At 62.5% G+C, this 15,322-nt stretch carries 13 protein-coding genes and 2 pseudogenes; 4 read left to right on the forward strand and 11 right to left on the reverse strand.

Translation table 11 applies throughout. From position 1 onward, the window contains the following. Positions 1–89: 89 nt before the first annotated feature. The 10 genes and pseudogenes from MQW79_RS10550 to MQW79_RS10595 form a co-directional block, all read right to left on the reverse strand. On the reverse strand, positions 90–956 hold the full coding sequence (locus MQW79_RS10550) for an ABC transporter ATP-binding protein (RefSeq protein WP_476584444.1): 867 nt from the start codon (positions 954–956) through the stop codon (positions 90–92). Next, the gene (locus MQW79_RS10555; RefSeq protein WP_476584445.1) at positions 953–1,501 is read right to left on the reverse strand and encodes an ATP-binding cassette domain-containing protein; all 549 of its coding nucleotides are present in this window, start codon (positions 1,499–1,501) and stop codon (positions 953–955) included. The genes MQW79_RS10550 and MQW79_RS10555 overlap by 4 nt, the downstream gene beginning before the upstream one ends. A gap of 103 nt (positions 1,502–1,604) precedes the next feature. Further along, a pseudogene (locus tag MQW79_RS10560) lies at positions 1,605–1,793 on the reverse strand (ATP-binding cassette domain-containing protein); the annotation flags it as partial. 2 nt (positions 1,794–1,795) lie between these two features. After that, entirely contained in the window at positions 1,796–2,716 is a 921-nt protein-coding gene (locus MQW79_RS10565; protein WP_476584446.1) for an ABC transporter permease, read from the reverse strand. Beyond that, entirely contained in the window at positions 2,716–3,639 is a 924-nt protein-coding gene (locus MQW79_RS10570) for an ABC transporter permease (RefSeq protein ID WP_476584447.1), read from the reverse strand. The genes MQW79_RS10565 and MQW79_RS10570 overlap by 1 nt, the downstream gene beginning before the upstream one ends. 111 nt (positions 3,640–3,750) lie before the next feature. Continuing rightward, on the reverse strand, positions 3,751–5,367 hold the full coding sequence (locus MQW79_RS10575) for a peptide ABC transporter substrate-binding protein (RefSeq protein ID WP_476584448.1): 1,617 nt from the start codon (positions 5,365–5,367) through the stop codon (positions 3,751–3,753). Between the two features lie 306 nt (positions 5,368–5,673). Next, complete coding sequence (locus MQW79_RS10580; protein WP_476584449.1) at positions 5,674–5,832, reverse strand: hypothetical protein; 159 nt, start codon at positions 5,830–5,832, stop codon at positions 5,674–5,676. Beyond that, positions 5,829–7,115 (reverse strand): acetyl-CoA C-acetyltransferase, encoded by a 1,287-nt coding sequence (locus tag MQW79_RS10585; RefSeq protein ID WP_476584450.1) that lies wholly within the window; start codon positions 7,113–7,115, stop codon positions 5,829–5,831. Before MQW79_RS10585 ends, MQW79_RS10580 begins: the two co-directional genes overlap by 4 nt. Positions 7,116–7,284: 169 nt before the next feature. Next, positions 7,285–9,246: a 3-hydroxyacyl-CoA dehydrogenase NAD-binding domain-containing protein gene (locus tag MQW79_RS10590; RefSeq protein ID WP_476584451.1), complete on the reverse strand. Its 1,962-nt coding sequence runs from the start codon at positions 9,244–9,246 to the stop codon at positions 7,285–7,287. 173 nt (positions 9,247–9,419) lie between these two features. Continuing rightward, complete coding sequence (locus tag MQW79_RS10595; RefSeq protein ID WP_476584452.1) at positions 9,420–11,882, reverse strand: acyl-CoA dehydrogenase; 2,463 nt, start codon at positions 11,880–11,882, stop codon at positions 9,420–9,422. Between the two features lie 388 nt (positions 11,883–12,270). On the opposite strand from MQW79_RS10595, the gene MQW79_RS10600 reads away from it, so the two are divergent. From MQW79_RS10600 to MQW79_RS10615, 4 genes are read left to right on the forward strand one after another with little or no spacing between them, the layout of a single operon-like run. Continuing rightward, on the forward strand, positions 12,271–13,989 hold the full coding sequence (locus tag MQW79_RS10600; protein ID WP_476584453.1) for a long-chain-fatty-acid--CoA ligase: 1,719 nt from the start codon (positions 12,271–12,273) through the stop codon (positions 13,987–13,989). After that, entirely contained in the window at positions 13,986–14,381 is a 396-nt protein-coding gene (locus MQW79_RS10605) for a MerR family transcriptional regulator (RefSeq protein WP_476584454.1), read from the forward strand. The genes MQW79_RS10600 and MQW79_RS10605 overlap by 4 nt, the downstream gene beginning before the upstream one ends. 50 nt (positions 14,382–14,431) lie before the next feature. After that, positions 14,432–14,686, forward strand: coding sequence for a type II toxin-antitoxin system Phd/YefM family antitoxin (locus MQW79_RS10610; RefSeq protein WP_476584455.1), 255 nt, complete (start codon positions 14,432–14,434; stop codon positions 14,684–14,686). Further along, positions 14,679–14,948: a Txe/YoeB family addiction module toxin gene (locus MQW79_RS10615; RefSeq protein ID WP_476584456.1), complete on the forward strand. Its 270-nt coding sequence runs from the start codon at positions 14,679–14,681 to the stop codon at positions 14,946–14,948. Before MQW79_RS10610 ends, MQW79_RS10615 begins: the two co-directional genes overlap by 8 nt. Positions 14,949–15,136: 188 nt before the next feature. Here MQW79_RS10615 and MQW79_RS10620 read toward each other — a convergent pair. Then, positions 15,137–15,235, reverse strand: a pseudogene (locus MQW79_RS10620) (UvrB/UvrC motif-containing protein); the annotation flags it as partial. Positions 15,236–15,322 lie beyond the last annotated feature (87 nt).

The following is a 15,322-nucleotide window of genomic DNA, read 5'->3' on the forward strand; positions in this document are numbered from 1 at the left end:
CGGTTTTGCGGTTCGGGCGCAACAAGACAGAGGCTGAAAAAACAAAAATCCCCCGGCCTGAGCCGGGGGATTGTTCATTCGGGCAGCACTCAGGCGGCAGCGGCAGCCTCGCGGCGCAGGCGCCGGCGCAGTTCGCGGCGGCGCATTTCTTCCTTGGGATCGGGCACCGGCACCGAAGCAATGAGCTTCTTGGTGTAGTCGTGCTGGGGGTTCATCACCACCTGCTCGCTGTCCCCGATTTCCACCACTTCACCGAAATAGAGCACCATGATGCGCTGGGCGATATGGCGCACCACCGCGATGTCGTGGGCGATGAACAGCAGCGAAATGCCGAATTCCTTCTGCAGGTCCATCAGCAGGTTGATCACCTGCGCCTGCACCGACACGTCGAGCGCCGACACGGCCTCGTCGCAGACGATGAGCTTGGGCCTGGTGATCAGCGCCCGGGCAATGCCGATACGCTGGCACTGGCCGCCCGAGAATTCATGCGGATACTTGTTGATCATGTTGGCCGACAGACCAACTTTCTCCATCATCTCCACCGCTCGCGCCATGCGCTCGGTCTTGCTGACATCGGGATAGTGGATCTGCAGCGGCTCGGCGATGATCTGGCCGGCGGTCATGCGCGGATTGAGCGAGGCCAGCGGGTCCTGGAAGACCATCTGGATGTCCTTGCGCAGGTTCACCAGTTCCTTCGGGCTCATCTTGAGGATGTCCTTGCCCATCCATTTGGATTCGCCCGACGTGGCCTGGAGCAGCCGGATGACGGCACGCGACAGCGTTGACTTGCCGCAACCGCTTTCACCCACAATGCCCAGGGTTTCACCCTGATAGAGGTCGAAAGACACGTCCTTGACCGCATGCAGCACCTTGGTGCCACCAAACAGCCCGCCGGCCGGGATCTTGAAATCCACCGAGACGTTGCGGACCTGGAGAATGGGTTCCTTGGCGCTCATGCCTCACCCCTCTGGCTCAAGAATTCATAGGAGACGGTCGACAGGCGCTCGACCTTCTTGTCGAGGCGCGGCACGGCCGCCAGCAGACCCTGCGTATAGGGATGCTCGGGTTTGGCGAACAGCTCTTCGGTCTTGCGATATTCCATCACGCGGCCGTCGAACATCACCAGCGTATCCTCGCAGGTGCCCGCGACGATCCCCAGGTCATGGGTGATGAGGATGATCGAGGTGCCGAAATCCTCCTGCAGGTCGACCAGGAGGTCGATGATACCGGCCTGCACGGTCACGTCGAGGGCCGTGGTCGGCTCGTCGGCGATCAGCAGTTCGGGATTGCACAGCGACATGGCGATCATCACGCGCTGACGCATGCCGCCCGAGAATTCGTGCGGATACATGTGCACGCGGTTCTTGGCGTCGGGGATGCGCACGGCATCGAGGAAACGCACGCTTTCGGCCAGCGCCTGGCTGCGGGTCATGCCCTTGTGCAGCTCGAGCACTTCGGTCATCTGCCGTGAAATGCGCAGATACGGGTTCAGCGAGGTCATCGGGTCCTGGAAGATGATCCCCGATGCGCGCGGCGCGATAGGACCGCAACTGCCTGAGCGGCAGGTTGAGAATCTGCTTGCCGTCGAACATGACCGAACCCGAGGCCTTGCCGTTCTTGGGCAGCAGGCCCAGAAGCGCGAAGGCGCCCTGGGTCTTGCCCGAGCCGCTTTCGCCCACAATGGCCAGGGTCTTGCCCTTTTCCAGCGTGTAGGAGAGGTCCTTGACGGCGTTGACCACGCCGTCATTGGTCTGGAAATCGACCTTGAGGTTTTTGACTTCTAGCAATGCCATGCTCAGCGGTCCTTCGGATCAAGGGCGTCGCGCAGGCCGTCGCCGATATAGGTCAGTGCAAGCAGCAGGGTCACCAGGACCACGGCCGGGGCCAGCAACATCCAGGGCAGCACTTCGGCCACCGGTGCACCGGCAGAGATCAGCGTGCCGAGCGAGGTCTGCGGTTCCTGCACGCCAAGGCCGAGATAGCTGAGGAAGCTCTCGGCAATGATGATTTCGGGGATCGTCAGCGTCGCATAGATCACCACCGGACCGGTCAGGTTCGGCACGATATGCTTGAAGATGATGGTCCACGAGCTCGCGCCGCTGGCGCGGGCGGCCTCAACGAATTCCTTCTCCTTGATGGAGAGGGTCTGGCCACGCACGATACGGGCCATGGTCAGCCATTCGATGGCGCCGATGCCGACGAACAGCAGCACCGGATTGCGGCCGAACATCACCATCAGGATGATGACGAAGAGGATGTAGGGCAGCGCATACATGACGTCGACGATACGCATCATGACGGCATCGACCCGGCCACCGAAATAGCCGGCCACGGCGCCATAGGCCACGCCGATGGACACCGACACCACCGTCGCCACGAAGGCCACGATCAGGCTCATCTGCGTGCCCTGCAACACGCGGGCCAGCATGTCACGCCCGTTCTGGTCGGTGCCGAAATAGTGCCCGGCCTCGAAATTGGGCGGCTTGCGGATATTGGACCAGTCGACCTCCGAATAGCCCCACGGCAGGAAATAGGGGCCAATAAAGGCGAGCAGGATGATCACGGCGATCACCACGATCGAGGCGATGGCCGCCTTGTTGCGCACGAGGCGCCGCATGGCGTCCTGGGTCAGCGACCGGCCCTTGACCGGGTCGAGCGTCGCCAGCTTGTTGGCATAGGTCGTCAGGACCTGATCTTTACCAGTGATCCCGGGCATCAGCGGTACCTCACCTTGGGATCGAGCCAGGCATAGATGAGGTCAACGATCAGATTGAGAGCAAGAATGATGAACATGTAGAGGATGGTCGTACCCAGCACGATGCCATAGTCGCGGTTGAGCGCGGCCTGCACGAAATACTTGCCGATCCCGGGCAGACCGAAGATCTGCTCGACGGCCAGCGAGCCGGTGAGAAGATAGGACAGGCCCGGTCCGAGATAGGAGACCACCGGCAGCAGGGCCGGCTTGATGGCGTGACGCGCCAGCACGATACGTTCGCCCAGGCCCTTGGAGCGGGCGGTGCGCACATAGTTCGAACCAAGCACTTCGATCATCGAACCGCGCATCAGGCGGCTGATACGGGCGGCATGCGGCCAGGCCAGCACGGTCACCGGCAGCACCAGGTGCCAGAGCGAGCCGGTCACCCAGCCACCGGCCGGCAGCCAGCCCAGATACACGCCGAACCACAGCTGCAGCAGCGCGGCCATCAGGAAGTTGGGCACCACGACACCCAGCATCACGGCCAGCACGAGCACATAGTCGGGCCACTTGTTCTGGTTCACGGCGGCGACCATGCCGGCCACGATGCCGATGGCGGTGGCGATGACGAAGGCGAACATCGCCATGGTCAGCGTGAAGGGGAAGCCGATGCGGATGAGATCGGAAACGTCGAAGCCGTCGATCACCATCGAAGGGCCAAGGTCGCCCTGCAGCAGACGTCCGATATAGATGAAGTACTGAGAGATCAGCGGCTGATCCAGATTGTAATGGGCGCGCAGATTGGCCAGCACGGTCGGCGGCAGGGCGCGTTCGCCATCAAAGGGACCACCCGGCGCCAGGCGCAGGATGAAAAAACAGATTGTAACGGCGATCAGTGCAATCGGAATAGCCGAGAGCACGCGCCGAAAGGCATAAGCCAGCATGTTTCAAGAACTCCTTGGCCGGGTCGCCAGGTGCGGATCTGCCGCAGGGCGAGGGGGCCGGAAAAGAACCGTGGGGGCCGCTGGCCCCCACGATCGCATTCGATCTTCCGATTATTCCGACTTCGAGAGCCAGCGGGTGCGGAAGATATTCTTGGCGTTTTCTTCGAAGCCCGAAATCTTGGGCGACACGACGTCCTTGGACACGTACCAGTAGATCGGGATCGCAGCGAATTCGTCCATGGCGATCTTTTCGGCCTGGGCGAGCAGGTCGGCACGGGCATCCAGATCGAGTTCGGTCGAAGCCTGGGCGAGCAGCGCGTCGAACTCTTCGTTCGAGTAGCGGCCGTAGTTGTTGCCCCAGTTCATCGTACCGGCCTGGTCAACGCCGGTCTTCAGCAGATCGAGCGTGTTGGACGGATCCGAGTAGTCGAGCAGCCAGCCGGCACGGCCGACTTCGAAGTCACCGGCGCGCAGGGCGTCGTAGTGGACGGCGGTTTCAGCGTTGAACAGCTCGACCTTGACACCAAGCGGCTCCCACATGGCGGCGATCGCCACGGCGATACGCTGGTGGTTGTCATTGGTGTTGTAACGCAGCTGCAGCGTCAGCGGATTGTCCGGGCCGTAGCCAGCTTCGGTCATCAACTCGACGGCGCGGGCAACGCGCTCTTCATAGGGCACGGAAGCCCATTCCGGCTCGTAGGGGGTGTCGACATAGTTGTTGGTGCCCGGCGGGACCCAGCCATAGGCCGGCAGTTCGCCGGTGCCCAGGATATCGGGGCCGATCACGTCACGAACGATGGTGGTCGAGAGCGCTTCGCGGATGCGGACGTCAGCGAGCGGTTCGCCCTCTTCCTGGTTCATCACGTAGTAGTAGACGCCCAGGAACGGCACCACATGGGCTTCGCCCGGCAGGTTGTCCTGCAGCCACTGATACTGGTCGGCGGGGAAGTCGGTCAGGATGTCGAATTCACCGGCGCGGTAGCGGTTGAGCGCAGCGGCCTGATCTTCGAGGACGTGGTAGAACACTTCGTCGATCTGGACATTGGCGGCGTCGTAATAGTCAGCGTTCTTTTCTGAACGGACATACGAGCCCGGCAGCCATTCCTTGATCAGGTACGGGCCGTTGCCGATGATGTTTTCAACCTTGGTCCAGTCGTCGCCCAGTTCTTCGACCAGGTGCTTGGGAACCGGATAGGCGGTGTAGTGGGTCAGCGCATCGAGGAAGAACGGGGTCGGCGCCTCGAGGGTGATTTCGAGGGTCTTGTCGTCGATGGCCTTGACGCCGAGCTCGTTGAGATCGGTGATCTCGCCCGAGTTGATGGCGGCAGCGTTCTTGATCGGGAACTGCAGGTAAGCGTAGTCAGCGGCGGTGGCCGGGTTGAACAGACGCTGGAAGGCGAAGACGAAGTCGCCGGCGGTCACCGGAGTACCGTCCGACCACTGGATGCCGTCACGCAGGGTGAAGGTGTAGACGGTGCCGTCTTCCGAGATTTCCCAGCTTTCGGCCTGGCCCGGAATGGCTTCTGCCTTGGCATCTTCGGTCAGAAGACCTTCGATGTAGTCACCGATAACGCGGTTTTCCCAGTCGCCCGAGGCCTTGTGCGGATCGAGGGTACCCGGATCGCCACCATTGTGCAGCTGCAGCGTCACGGCCGAAGCAGCAGTGCTCATCATCAGCGCCATGGCGCCGGCGGTCGCTACCGCTTTGAAGGCTGTGGTGAACTTCATTCTCGTCCCATCTCCTTGTGGAATTCCTGAAAGTCTTGTGCCGGCCTTTCCGGCGCGGCTTTTTTCCCTCGCCGACGATCAACAACCGGCGGCCAAGATTGCTGGACGGTATTACGCAATTCCGTCTACTGACAAGCGAAAGATTGACCTAAACGTCACCGGAGGGTTCGCTGTGAACATCCTCCGGTTTGCATTAATCAGAGTACGAATTTTTGTAATAATTCCGACATCCGGATTCAAATACTACACTTGCCGATGCTGGTGCCGCGACGCGCAAGACCGTCCTAAATGTTCCGACCCCGAACACTAAACCGTGCCGCCACCGCGTTGCACAAAAAAGATCACAATTGCGACGACGAGGAGCCCTAAAAAGGGCACCCAGCCCGGCATGGGGCCGCGCGGACGCTGCGGCTTGGGCTCGGGCTTCTTCTCGGGCTTGCGGAATTTTATGACATTGTCGCTCATGCCGCACTTTCTACCAGAGCCGCCACACCCATGCCACCGGCCGTGCACACCGAGATCAGCGCCCGCTTGTTGGCCTGGCCGGAGAGCAGCTTGGCAGTCAGCCCCAGAATGCGCGCGCCCGTCGCCGCAAAGGGATGACCATAGGCCAGACTTGAGCCCTTCACATTGATCTTGGCCGGATCGACCTCGCCCAGCACTGTTTCGCGCCCCAGCACATCCTTGCAATAGGCAGGGTCCTTCCAGGCCTTCAGCGTGCACAGCACCTGCGCCGCGAATGCCTCATGCAGCTCGAAATAGTCGATGTCGGCAAAGCCGAGCCCGGCCCGCTCGAGCATTTCGGAGACGGCGATCGTTGGCGCCATCAGGAGGCCCTCGCCATGCGCGAAGTCGTTGCCGGCGACACGACCGGTGGTGAGATAGGCCAGAACCGGCAGGCCGTGTGCCCGCGCCCACTCTTCCGATGCCAGCAGCACGCCCGAGGCGCCATCAGTCAGCGGCGTCGAATTGCCCGCCGTCAGCGTGCCCAGCCCACTTGTCTTGTCGAAGGCGGGCTTCAGCGTCGCCATCTTCTCCATATTGGCATCGGCGCGCACATTATTGTCCCGCACGAGGCCCGCGCACTGGACCAGGAGGTCGTCGTGGAAGCCCTCGTCATAGGCCGCCGCCGCATTGCGGTGGCTGGCCACGGCCAAAGCATCCTGCTCGGCACGGGTAATGCCCCATTCCTTGGCCATCAATTCGCAATGCTGGCCCATGGAAAGGCCCGTGCGCGGTTCGTTGACCGAGGGCGCCACCGGCGTCAGCTCGCCAAAGGAAAAGCCCTTGGTGAAGGCCTTGAGCTTCTGCCCCGTCGTCTTGGCCGCATTGGCATTGAGCAGGCGGTGCTGGAATTTCGGCCCAAAGACGATCGGACTGTCCGAGACAGAGTCCGAGCCTGCCGCGATACCGCTCTCGATCTGGCCCGAGGCGATCTTGCCGGCGAGCACCAGGGCCGCCTGCAGGCTCGTGCCGCAGGCGATCTGCATGGTCGTGCCGGGCGTGCGCGGCGAGAGCCCCGCATCGAGCAGCGCCTCGCGGGCAATGTTGAAATCACGGCTATGGTTGATCACGGCGCCCGCAATCACCTCGTCGACTTTCTCGCCCTTGAGGCCGTATTTGTCGGCCACTCCGCCCAGAACCGTGCCGAGCATGGAGAGATTGGTTTCATCCGCATAGGCGGTGCCGCCGCGGGCGAACGGAATTCGGGCCGAGCCGACAATGGCGACGCGCTTGAGTTCAGTCATTCTTTTGTTCCCTCAGAAGGGTTGCTGTTTTGGCCCACAAGGCTCCTCACCCACCGGACGTCACCCTCGGGCTTGACCCGAGGGCTCTGTACTTGGGGATCGCGCAGCAAGTGCAGGCCCCTCGGGTCAAGCCCGAGGGTGACGATCGAGTTTATTGCGCGACCCAGCATCACGCCCGTCCGTCCGCGCGCGCTTTCATTGGCCCACCCAGGAAGGGTGCGAAACCGGTCCCCAAGATCACGCCGATATCGGCCAGTTCGGGGGAGGCGACGACGCCTTCGCCCACCACCACCTCGGTCATGTCCACCAGAGGCTTGACCAGTTCCTTGCCCAGGCCCGCCAGATCGGCATGAGCGGGGACCTCACCCTTGATGGCCTTGCCCTTCTCCCACTTGTAGAAGCCCTCGCCGCTCTTGCGGCCGAGCTTTCCCTCGGCGATCAGCCGCGCGAACTGGCTGTCCTCGGGCACGGCATGGCCGAGCTCGGTCGCCACCGACTTGCCCACATCGAGGCCGACGGTATCCATCAGCTCGACCGGGCCCATCGGCATGCCGAAGGCCACGGCGGCGGCATCGAGCAATTCCTTGCTCTCGCCCTTTTCCACCCGCTCCACGGCACCCAGCATGTAGGGCATGAGCACGCGATTGACGAGGAAGCCGGGCGCCGACTTGACCACGACCGGCGACTTGCCGATGGCCAGGGCAAAGCTGGCGCCCTTGCCGATCTCCTCGTCGCTGTTGAAGGTCGAGCGGATCACTTCCACCAGCGGCAGTTGCGCCACCGGGTTGAAGAAATGCAGGCCAATGAGCCGCGCCGGGTCCTTGAGCGCTTCGGCAATGCGTTCGAGCTCGATGGAGGAAGTGTTGGTGGCCATGATGGCACCAGGCTTCATCTTGTCCTCGAGGCCGGAGAAGATCGCCTGCTTCACCTCAAGCTTTTCGACCACCGCTTCGATGATCACATCGGCGCGCGGCACGCCGGCCCCCTTGGGATCAGCGGTCAGCCGCAGCATGGCGGCATCCACCTCGCGCTTTTTCTTGTAGCGCTTCTGGAACAGCTTCTTGGCCCGGTCGAGCGCCGGCTTGATGCGCTCCATGTCGAGGTCCTGCAGCGTCACGCTCATGCCGCGATAGGCACACCAGGCAGCAATGTCGCCGCCCATGACGCCGGCGCCGATGACATGCACACGGGCAAATTTGGCGCCCTTCAGCCCCTGCTTCTTGAGGCCTTCGGAAAGGAAGAACACGCGCCGCAGATTGGTCGCGGTGGGCGACCCCATCAACGGCACGAAGGCATCGACCTCGCCCCGGATCATCGCGCGCCAGTCGTCACCATGCTTTTCGAACAGGTCGATCAGGGCATAGGGGGCCGGATAGTGCCGGAGATTGGCCTTCTTGCCGGTTTCCTTGCGCATCTGGTTGACCACGGCATCGCGCACCAGGGGCAGCGCCATAGCCTTCTTGGTCCACGGCGCCTCGCTCGACTTGCGCTTCGAAAGCACCGCCTTTCGGCCTTCCCAGCGCAGCATGTCGCGATGACGCACCAGCTTGTCGACGAGGTTGAGGCCGCGCGCCGCGCCGGCCCTGAGCATCTTGCCGGTCAGCATGATCTGCATGGCATCGACCGGCCCGGCCTGGCGGATCGAGCGGCCCGTACCACCAAAGCCGGGGAAAATGCCCAGATTGACCTCGGGGAAGCCGATCCGGGTTTTGTCGTCATTGACCGCAATGCGGTAGTGGCAGGCCAAAGCCAGTTCCAGCCCGCCGCCGAGGCAGAAGCCATGGATACCGGCCACGACGGGCACTTTCAGCGCCTCGATACGCGAGAACAGCGCATGGGTGCGGTGCAGTGCCTCCGGCAGCACCGAGAAGTCGCTCATGGCGTCGAACTCGCTGACATCGGCGCCGGCAATAAAGCCCGAATCCTTGCCCGACAGCAGCACAATGCCGACGAGTTCGTCGGAATTGGCCAGATCCTCGAACCGCGCCACCAGCGTTTCGAGCTCCATGATGGCTTCGCGGCTCAGCGTATTGACCGACGCGCTGGGCGTATTGATGGTCAGCCAGCCGATCTTTTCGAGATCGGTGTGGAAGCTCCAGTGTTTCGTCTCGGTTGCCTGTGGGGCGATCATGGGTTTTTCCTCGAAATCGGCTTCGCGCCGTTTATTCTTCCGGGGTGTCGCCACCCCACAGTTCCGCCCTCGGGCTTGACCCGAGGGCCACTCGCAACATCCCGCTGCCGCCCGTGGTCCTCGGGTCAAGCCCGAGGACGGCGCCGGATTGTTTTGCGGCCCCTACTCCGCCTCTACTCCGCCGCCTGCGTCGCCGTTGGCTTCAGCACGTCCATCTCGAAATCATCGACATGCACGGCGCGGTTTGTCGCCTCGTCGGCCGCCCGCATGATGCCCGCCTCATTGTCGTTGAGCACGCCCGCCGCCACCGCATCGGCGATGGCATCGCGGTCGAGCCGCCGCTCGAACACGCCCTTGCGCGAGGCCTTGATGAACTTGGCTTCGATCTCCTCGGCCTCCGTCACCTTGAGGAACGCATCTTCCAGAACGCCCGTGACGTCGTTGGGGTCCATCGAAACATAGACGCCTGTCGTCAGGCGGTCGCGGAAGGCGCCGGGCCTCAGCACCGAGCGCACGAAGCGATAGTTGACGCGATCGCTGGCCGGTTTGGCGTGGCGCCCCAGCGGGAAGCAGAGGATCCGCATGGCCCAGGCAAAGGCCGGGTTGGGGAAATTGGCGAAGACTTCGTCAAAGGTCGCCTCGAGCGCGGCAATGCGGTCGGCGAGGATGGCTTCCACCAATTCCTTGTCCTCGGGGATCGATCCCTCTTCCTCGAAACGCTTCAGCGTCGCGGACATGAGGTAGAGATCGCCCAGGATGTCCGCCATACGGCCCGAAAGCTTCTGCTTGCGCTTGAGCGCCCCGCCCAGCACCACTGTCGTCCAGTCGGCCACGAGGGCAAAGTCCTGGCTGTAGCGATGCAGGCGCCGGTACCACTTGGCCATCGATCCCTGGTTGGGCGAGGATGCGAAGGCGCCGTTGGAAAGGCCATGCAGGAAACTCGCCACGATATTGCGCAGCATGAATTTGGTATGCCCGCCAAAGGCGCTGTCAAAGGCGTCAAGCCCGGCCTTGCGATCCTTGTTCTGCGCCGCCTGGATTTCCTTGAGCAGATAGGGGTGGGCGCGCAGTACACCCTGGGCAAAGGTCATCAGTGTGCGGGTGAGGATATTGGCGCCCTCCACCGTGATCGCCACCGGCATGGACTGGTAGGCGCCGAACAGGTAATTGCCAGGCCCGTCCTGGATGGCGCGGCCGCCCTGAATGTCGAAGGCATCGTCCATGCTTTCGCGCATGGCTTCGGTGGTTGTATATTTGAGCAGGCCCGCAATGACGGCCGGGCGCTGGCCCTCGTCAACCATCGATGCGGTCAGGCGACGCGTCGCCTCGAACATGTAGGCACGCTTGACCATCTCGCCCAGGGGCTCGGCCACGCCTTCCATGATACCCACTGGAATGCCGAACTGGCGGCGCACCCGCGCATAGGCCGAGGTGGCGCGCAGGGTCTGCTTGATCGAGGTCGTGCCGATGGCGGGCAGCGAAATGGCGCGCCCGGTGGACAGGCACTCCATCAGCATGCGCCAGCCCTGGCCGGCATAGTCGGTACCCCCGATCAGGAAGTCCATGGGCACGAACATGTCGGTGCCGCGCACCGGACCATTCATGAAGGCCTGGCGGGCCGGATAGTGGCGGCGGCCGATATCGAGGCCCGGATGGTCCGAAGGGATCAGCGCCAGGGTGATGCCGATTTCCGGGCCGCGGCCCAAGAGATTGTCCGGATCCTTGAGGATGAAGGCGAGGCCCACCAGCGTCGCGATCGGCGCCAGGGTAATGTAGCGCTTGTCGAAGCTGAGGCTGACGCCCAGCACTTCCTCGCCATTATACATGCCCTTCTTGACCACGCCGATATCGCGCATGCCGCCGGCATCCGAGCCCGAATGCACGCCGGTCAGCGCAAAGCAGGGCACTTCCTGGCCATTGGCAAGGCGATGCAGGTATTTGTCCTTCTGCGCCTGGGTGCCGTATTTTTCGAGCAGTTCGCCCGGCCCGAGGGAATTGGGCACCATGACGGTAATGCCGGCAGCCACCGAGCGGCTGGCGATCTTGGAAACGATCATCGACTGCGCCTGGGCCGAGAAGCCGAGGCCGCCATGCTCCTTGCCGATCAGCATGCCAAGGAAACCCTTGGACTTGAGGAAGTCCCAGAGCTCGGGCGAAAGGTCTGCGCGATTGTGGCGGATATCCCAGTCGTCGATCATTCTGGCGGCTTCGGTCGCCGGGCCATCGAGGAAGGCCTGTTCCTCGGCCGTCAGGGTCAGCGGGCGGATCCTGGTGAGCTTGTCCCAGTCGGGTCGGCCGGAGAACAGTTCCGCATCCCAGCCGACCGTACCGGCGTCGAGCGCCTCCTGTTCGGTGCGACTGACCTTGGGGAGGATGGACTTGACCGCACCATAGACCGGCGTGGTGAGCGCCACCATGCGGATCGGCTTGACCGCCAGTGCCAGCAGCACGGCACCGAGAACGACCAGCACCCAGCTGAACCAGCCCAGCGCATAGACAGCGCCCGTGGCGGTAAATTCGAGCCCGGACAGCAGGCCGATGGCCACCAGTGCGCCACCCCACTGCCAGATCGGGCTTTCCCGCATGGCCAGGGTGGCAAAAGCAACAAGACTGATCGCAATCAGCAAAAGGGTCATGCCCTATCCTCCTTGGACAGGACCGACCCGCAAGACCGGGGACGATGCCCGCCATTCCTCAAATGCCGGACCGGTTGCCGACGACAGAATCGGCCCGGCCTTCCCTTGCTGACCCGCACCATAGCGCGGGGGCTTGGGTTCATGTAGAGGCAGTTTACTCTAGTTTACGTATACGTCAACCACTACCCCTATACGTCTCAACTTGAACGCCGGGCCCGTCGCCGGGGTTGCGCTATCACCGGCAGCAAATTGACGCTAACGTAAAGGCATGAGATATTTCCCGCGATCTCGGAATGACAGGGCGCCTCGAGCGCAGGTCGCAAGGACCCGCCGATCATCGAATGAGGGGAACACCATCTGCCTTTCGAGGCATTGGGAGGAGATACGCATGGATACGACCGCCGCCGCCAATGAAGGCCTTCGCCCCTGGATCTCCAGCTATCCCGACGGGATCATCTGGGATGACAGGATCGACACGACGCCGGTGCACGAGCAGGTCCTGGCCGCCTGCGCCAAAAATCCGGGCGGTGTGGCGCTCGACTTCCTCGGCGGCACGACCAGCTTTGGCGAACTGGCCGAGGGGATTATCGCCTTTGCCGGCGCCCTGCAGAGCCAGTTCGGCGTGACCAAGGGCACCCGTGTTGCCCTGATGCTGCCCAATACGCCCTTCTATCCCATCGCCTATTATGGCGTCCTGCGGGCCGGCGGCACCGTCGTTAACTGCAACCCGCTCTACACCGTTCCCGAGCTGAGCCACATTACCGCCAATGCCGGCGCCGACATCATGGTGACGCTTGATCTCCAGCAGATCTTTGAAAAGGGCGAGGCCCTGGTCAAGGCCGGGCACGTCAAGAAGCTGATCGTCGCGCACTTCCCCAATGCGCTGCCCATGGTCAAGAAAATCCTCTTCTCGGTGGCCAAGCGCAAGGATCTGGCCAAGGTGAGCCGTTCGCCCCATGCCGGGTCCATCACCTCTTTCGACTCCCTGCTCGCCCGCAAGGACACGCCCTCTCCGGTCACCATCGATCCGGTCAAGGACATCGCCGTCCAGCAATATACCGGCGGCACGACCGGCATTCCCAAGGGCGCCCTGCTGACTCACGCCAATATCTCGGCCAATATGAGCCAGATCGACAAATGGGGCTGCGGCCTGTTCCTGCCGCCCTCCAAGGTCATTGCGGTCCTGCCCTTCTTCCACATCTTCGCCATGACCGTCTGCATGAACGTGCCGCTCAGCAACGGCACGCCTGTTATCATGCTGCCGCGCTTTGAACTGAAGGCCCTGCTCGGCATCTTTGCCCGCACCAAGGCCAATGTGCTGCCCGCCGTGCCGACCCTGCTCAATGCCATTGCCCGGGCGGACAGCGTTACCCCCGACCAGCTGGCAAGCCTCGAAGTCGCCATATCCGGGGGCGCTGCCCTGCCTGACGAAGTGCGCCATGCCTTTGGCAAGAAGAACCCCAAGACCATTCTTGCCGAAGGCTACGGCCTCACCGAAGCCTCGCCCGTGGTCTGCTGCGCCGCCCTGCGCAAGCCCAGTAAACCCATGTCGATCGGCCTGCCCCTGCCGGGCACCGATATCCGCTTCGTCGATGTGGATTCGGGCAAGGTCGTCGGCATCGGCGAGAATGGCGAATTGCAGGTCAAGGGACCGCAGGTCATGGCCGGCTATTACGAAAACGCCGAAGCCAGCAAGGATGCCTTCATGGATGGCTGGCTCAGGACCGGCGACGTCGGCCACATGGATGAAGACGGCTATGTCTTCCTCGTTGACCGCATCAAGGACCTCATCATCTGCTCGGGCTTCAACGTCTATCCGCGCACCATCGAGGAAGCGACCATGACCCATGAGGCGGTCGAAGAGGTCAATGTCATCGGCGTGCCAGACGAATATCGCGGCGAGGCCCCGGTGGCCTATGTCAAGCTCAAGGCCGGCCAAAGTGTCAGCGAGGCCGATCTCAAGGCCTTCCTCGCCAAAACGCTCAACAAGATCGAAATGCCCAAGGAGATCATCTTCAAGGATGCCCTCCCCAAGACCCTGATCGGCAAGCTCTCCAAGAAAGAGCTGCGCGAGGAATACGCCCAGATGAAAGCCAAAAAGCCGTGACCGGCCAGGAAGCCGAGGGCAAGGACCTGTTCTCGATTGCCGATCTCGCCAGCGAGTTCGACATTTCGACCCGGGCCATCCGCTTCTACGAATCCAAGGGTCTGCTCTCGCCCGAAAGGGTGGGGGCGACCCGCATCTTCAGGAAGCGTGACCGCGCGAGGCTGATCCTCATCCTGCGCGGCAAGCGCCTGGGCTTCACCCTGCGCGACATCTCCGATTATCTCAGCCTCTACGACGCCGACCGCGCCCAGCAGGTCAACCTGCTGGCCGGCAAGGTCGACGAGCGCCTGGCCCTCCTCGAACGCCAGCGCGACGACCTCGAAACCACCATCCGCGAGCTGCGCGACATCAAGCAGCTCGCCGAGGAACGACTGACCAAGAAGGCGGGATGACTTGAGTTTTTGTACGCAATTTCGTACATTAACGCGCAAGGAGACATTCCATGCGCGCCAAGTCCATCTCAGATTTTCGCAAGAACATTGCCGCCGACATCGATGCGGCCGTCGAGGATCATGTGCCTCTTATCATCACCCGGCCTGGTGGGAAGGAAGCCGCTGTCGTCATGTCGCTGGAGGATTTCAACTCCTGGCAGGAAACCGCATACCTTCTGAGCAGCCCCGCGAACGCGGAACGACTTCGCCGGTCAATAGCCGACCTGGATGCCGGTAAGGGCGTGGAAAGGAAGCTGATTGAGTAGGCGTGTCACTTTCTCGGACGACGCCTGGCAGGACTACCTCTATTGGCAGGAGAGCGATCGCAAGGTCCTGCGCAAAATCAATGCCCTGATCAAGGAATGCCAGCGCACGCCCGAGGCGGGGTCGGGAAGACCAGAACAGCTACGGTATGAATATGCCGGATGGTGGTCGCGACGAATCGACGAAGAACATCGCATGATTTACCGCGCTGACGAGGACACGCTCGAGATAGCGCAGTGCCGTTATCACTACCGAAAGGGCTAGCGCTCCCCCCTCCCCTTGTGATTTTTCGTCAATGACGGCGGCTTCTTCGGCTTCACCCAGCCCTTGGGCGGTTGCCGCAGCGGGGCATTCGACCCCAGCCCGATCTGTCCCGGCGGCGCCTGCCCCACCACGACTTTTACCGTCTCGCCATCCTCGCCGACCACCTCGGTCGCAGCGCCGTACTCACCCTTCAATCGGGCAATCTCGTCGCGCAAGGCCGCTGCCTTCTCGAAATCGAAATCGGCTGCCGCCTGCTCCATCTGCTTTTCCAGCGCCACCAGTCTGGCGTGATTGCTCCTAGACGACATACTGTGCCTCCGATCTCCCCACCACCCCGGCGAAGGCCGGGGCCCATAGTGAGGTTTCCGTTCACC

The organism is Devosia sp. Micro-HW1, from assembly GCF_056341075.1.

Bases quoted from the DNA above. Each gene is read 5' to 3' on its own strand.
- MQW79_RS10585 (WP_476584450.1), bottom strand. From the start codon at position 7,115: ATGACTGAACTCAAGCGCGTCGCCATTGTCGGCTCGGCCCGAATTCCG.
- MQW79_RS10595 (WP_476584452.1), bottom strand. From the start codon at position 11,882: ATGACCCTTTTGCTGATTGCGATCAGTCTTGTTGCTTTTGCCACCCTG.
- MQW79_RS10575 (WP_476584448.1), bottom strand. From the start codon at position 5,367: ATGAAGTTCACCACAGCCTTCAAAGCGGTAGCGACCGCCGGCGCCATG.
- MQW79_RS10600 (WP_476584453.1), top strand. From the start codon at position 12,271: ATGGATACGACCGCCGCCGCCAATGAAGGCCTTCGCCCCTGGATCTCC.
- MQW79_RS10550 (WP_476584444.1), bottom strand. From the start codon at position 956: ATGAGCGCCAAGGAACCCATTCTCCAGGTCCGCAACGTCTCGGTGGAT.
- MQW79_RS10590 (WP_476584451.1), bottom strand. From the start codon at position 9,246: ATGATCGCCCCACAGGCAACCGAGACGAAACACTGGAGCTTCCACACC.
- MQW79_RS10610 (WP_476584455.1), top strand. From the start codon at position 14,432: ATGCGCGCCAAGTCCATCTCAGATTTTCGCAAGAACATTGCCGCCGAC.
- MQW79_RS10570 (WP_476584447.1), bottom strand. From the start codon at position 3,639: ATGCTGGCTTATGCCTTTCGGCGCGTGCTCTCGGCTATTCCGATTGCA.
- MQW79_RS10555 (WP_476584445.1), bottom strand. From the start codon at position 1,501: ATGACCTCGCTGAACCCGTATCTGCGCATTTCACGGCAGATGACCGAA.
- MQW79_RS10580 (WP_476584449.1), bottom strand. From the start codon at position 5,832: ATGAGCGACAATGTCATAAAATTCCGCAAGCCCGAGAAGAAGCCCGAG.
- MQW79_RS10565 (WP_476584446.1), bottom strand. From the start codon at position 2,716: ATGCCCGGGATCACTGGTAAAGATCAGGTCCTGACGACCTATGCCAAC.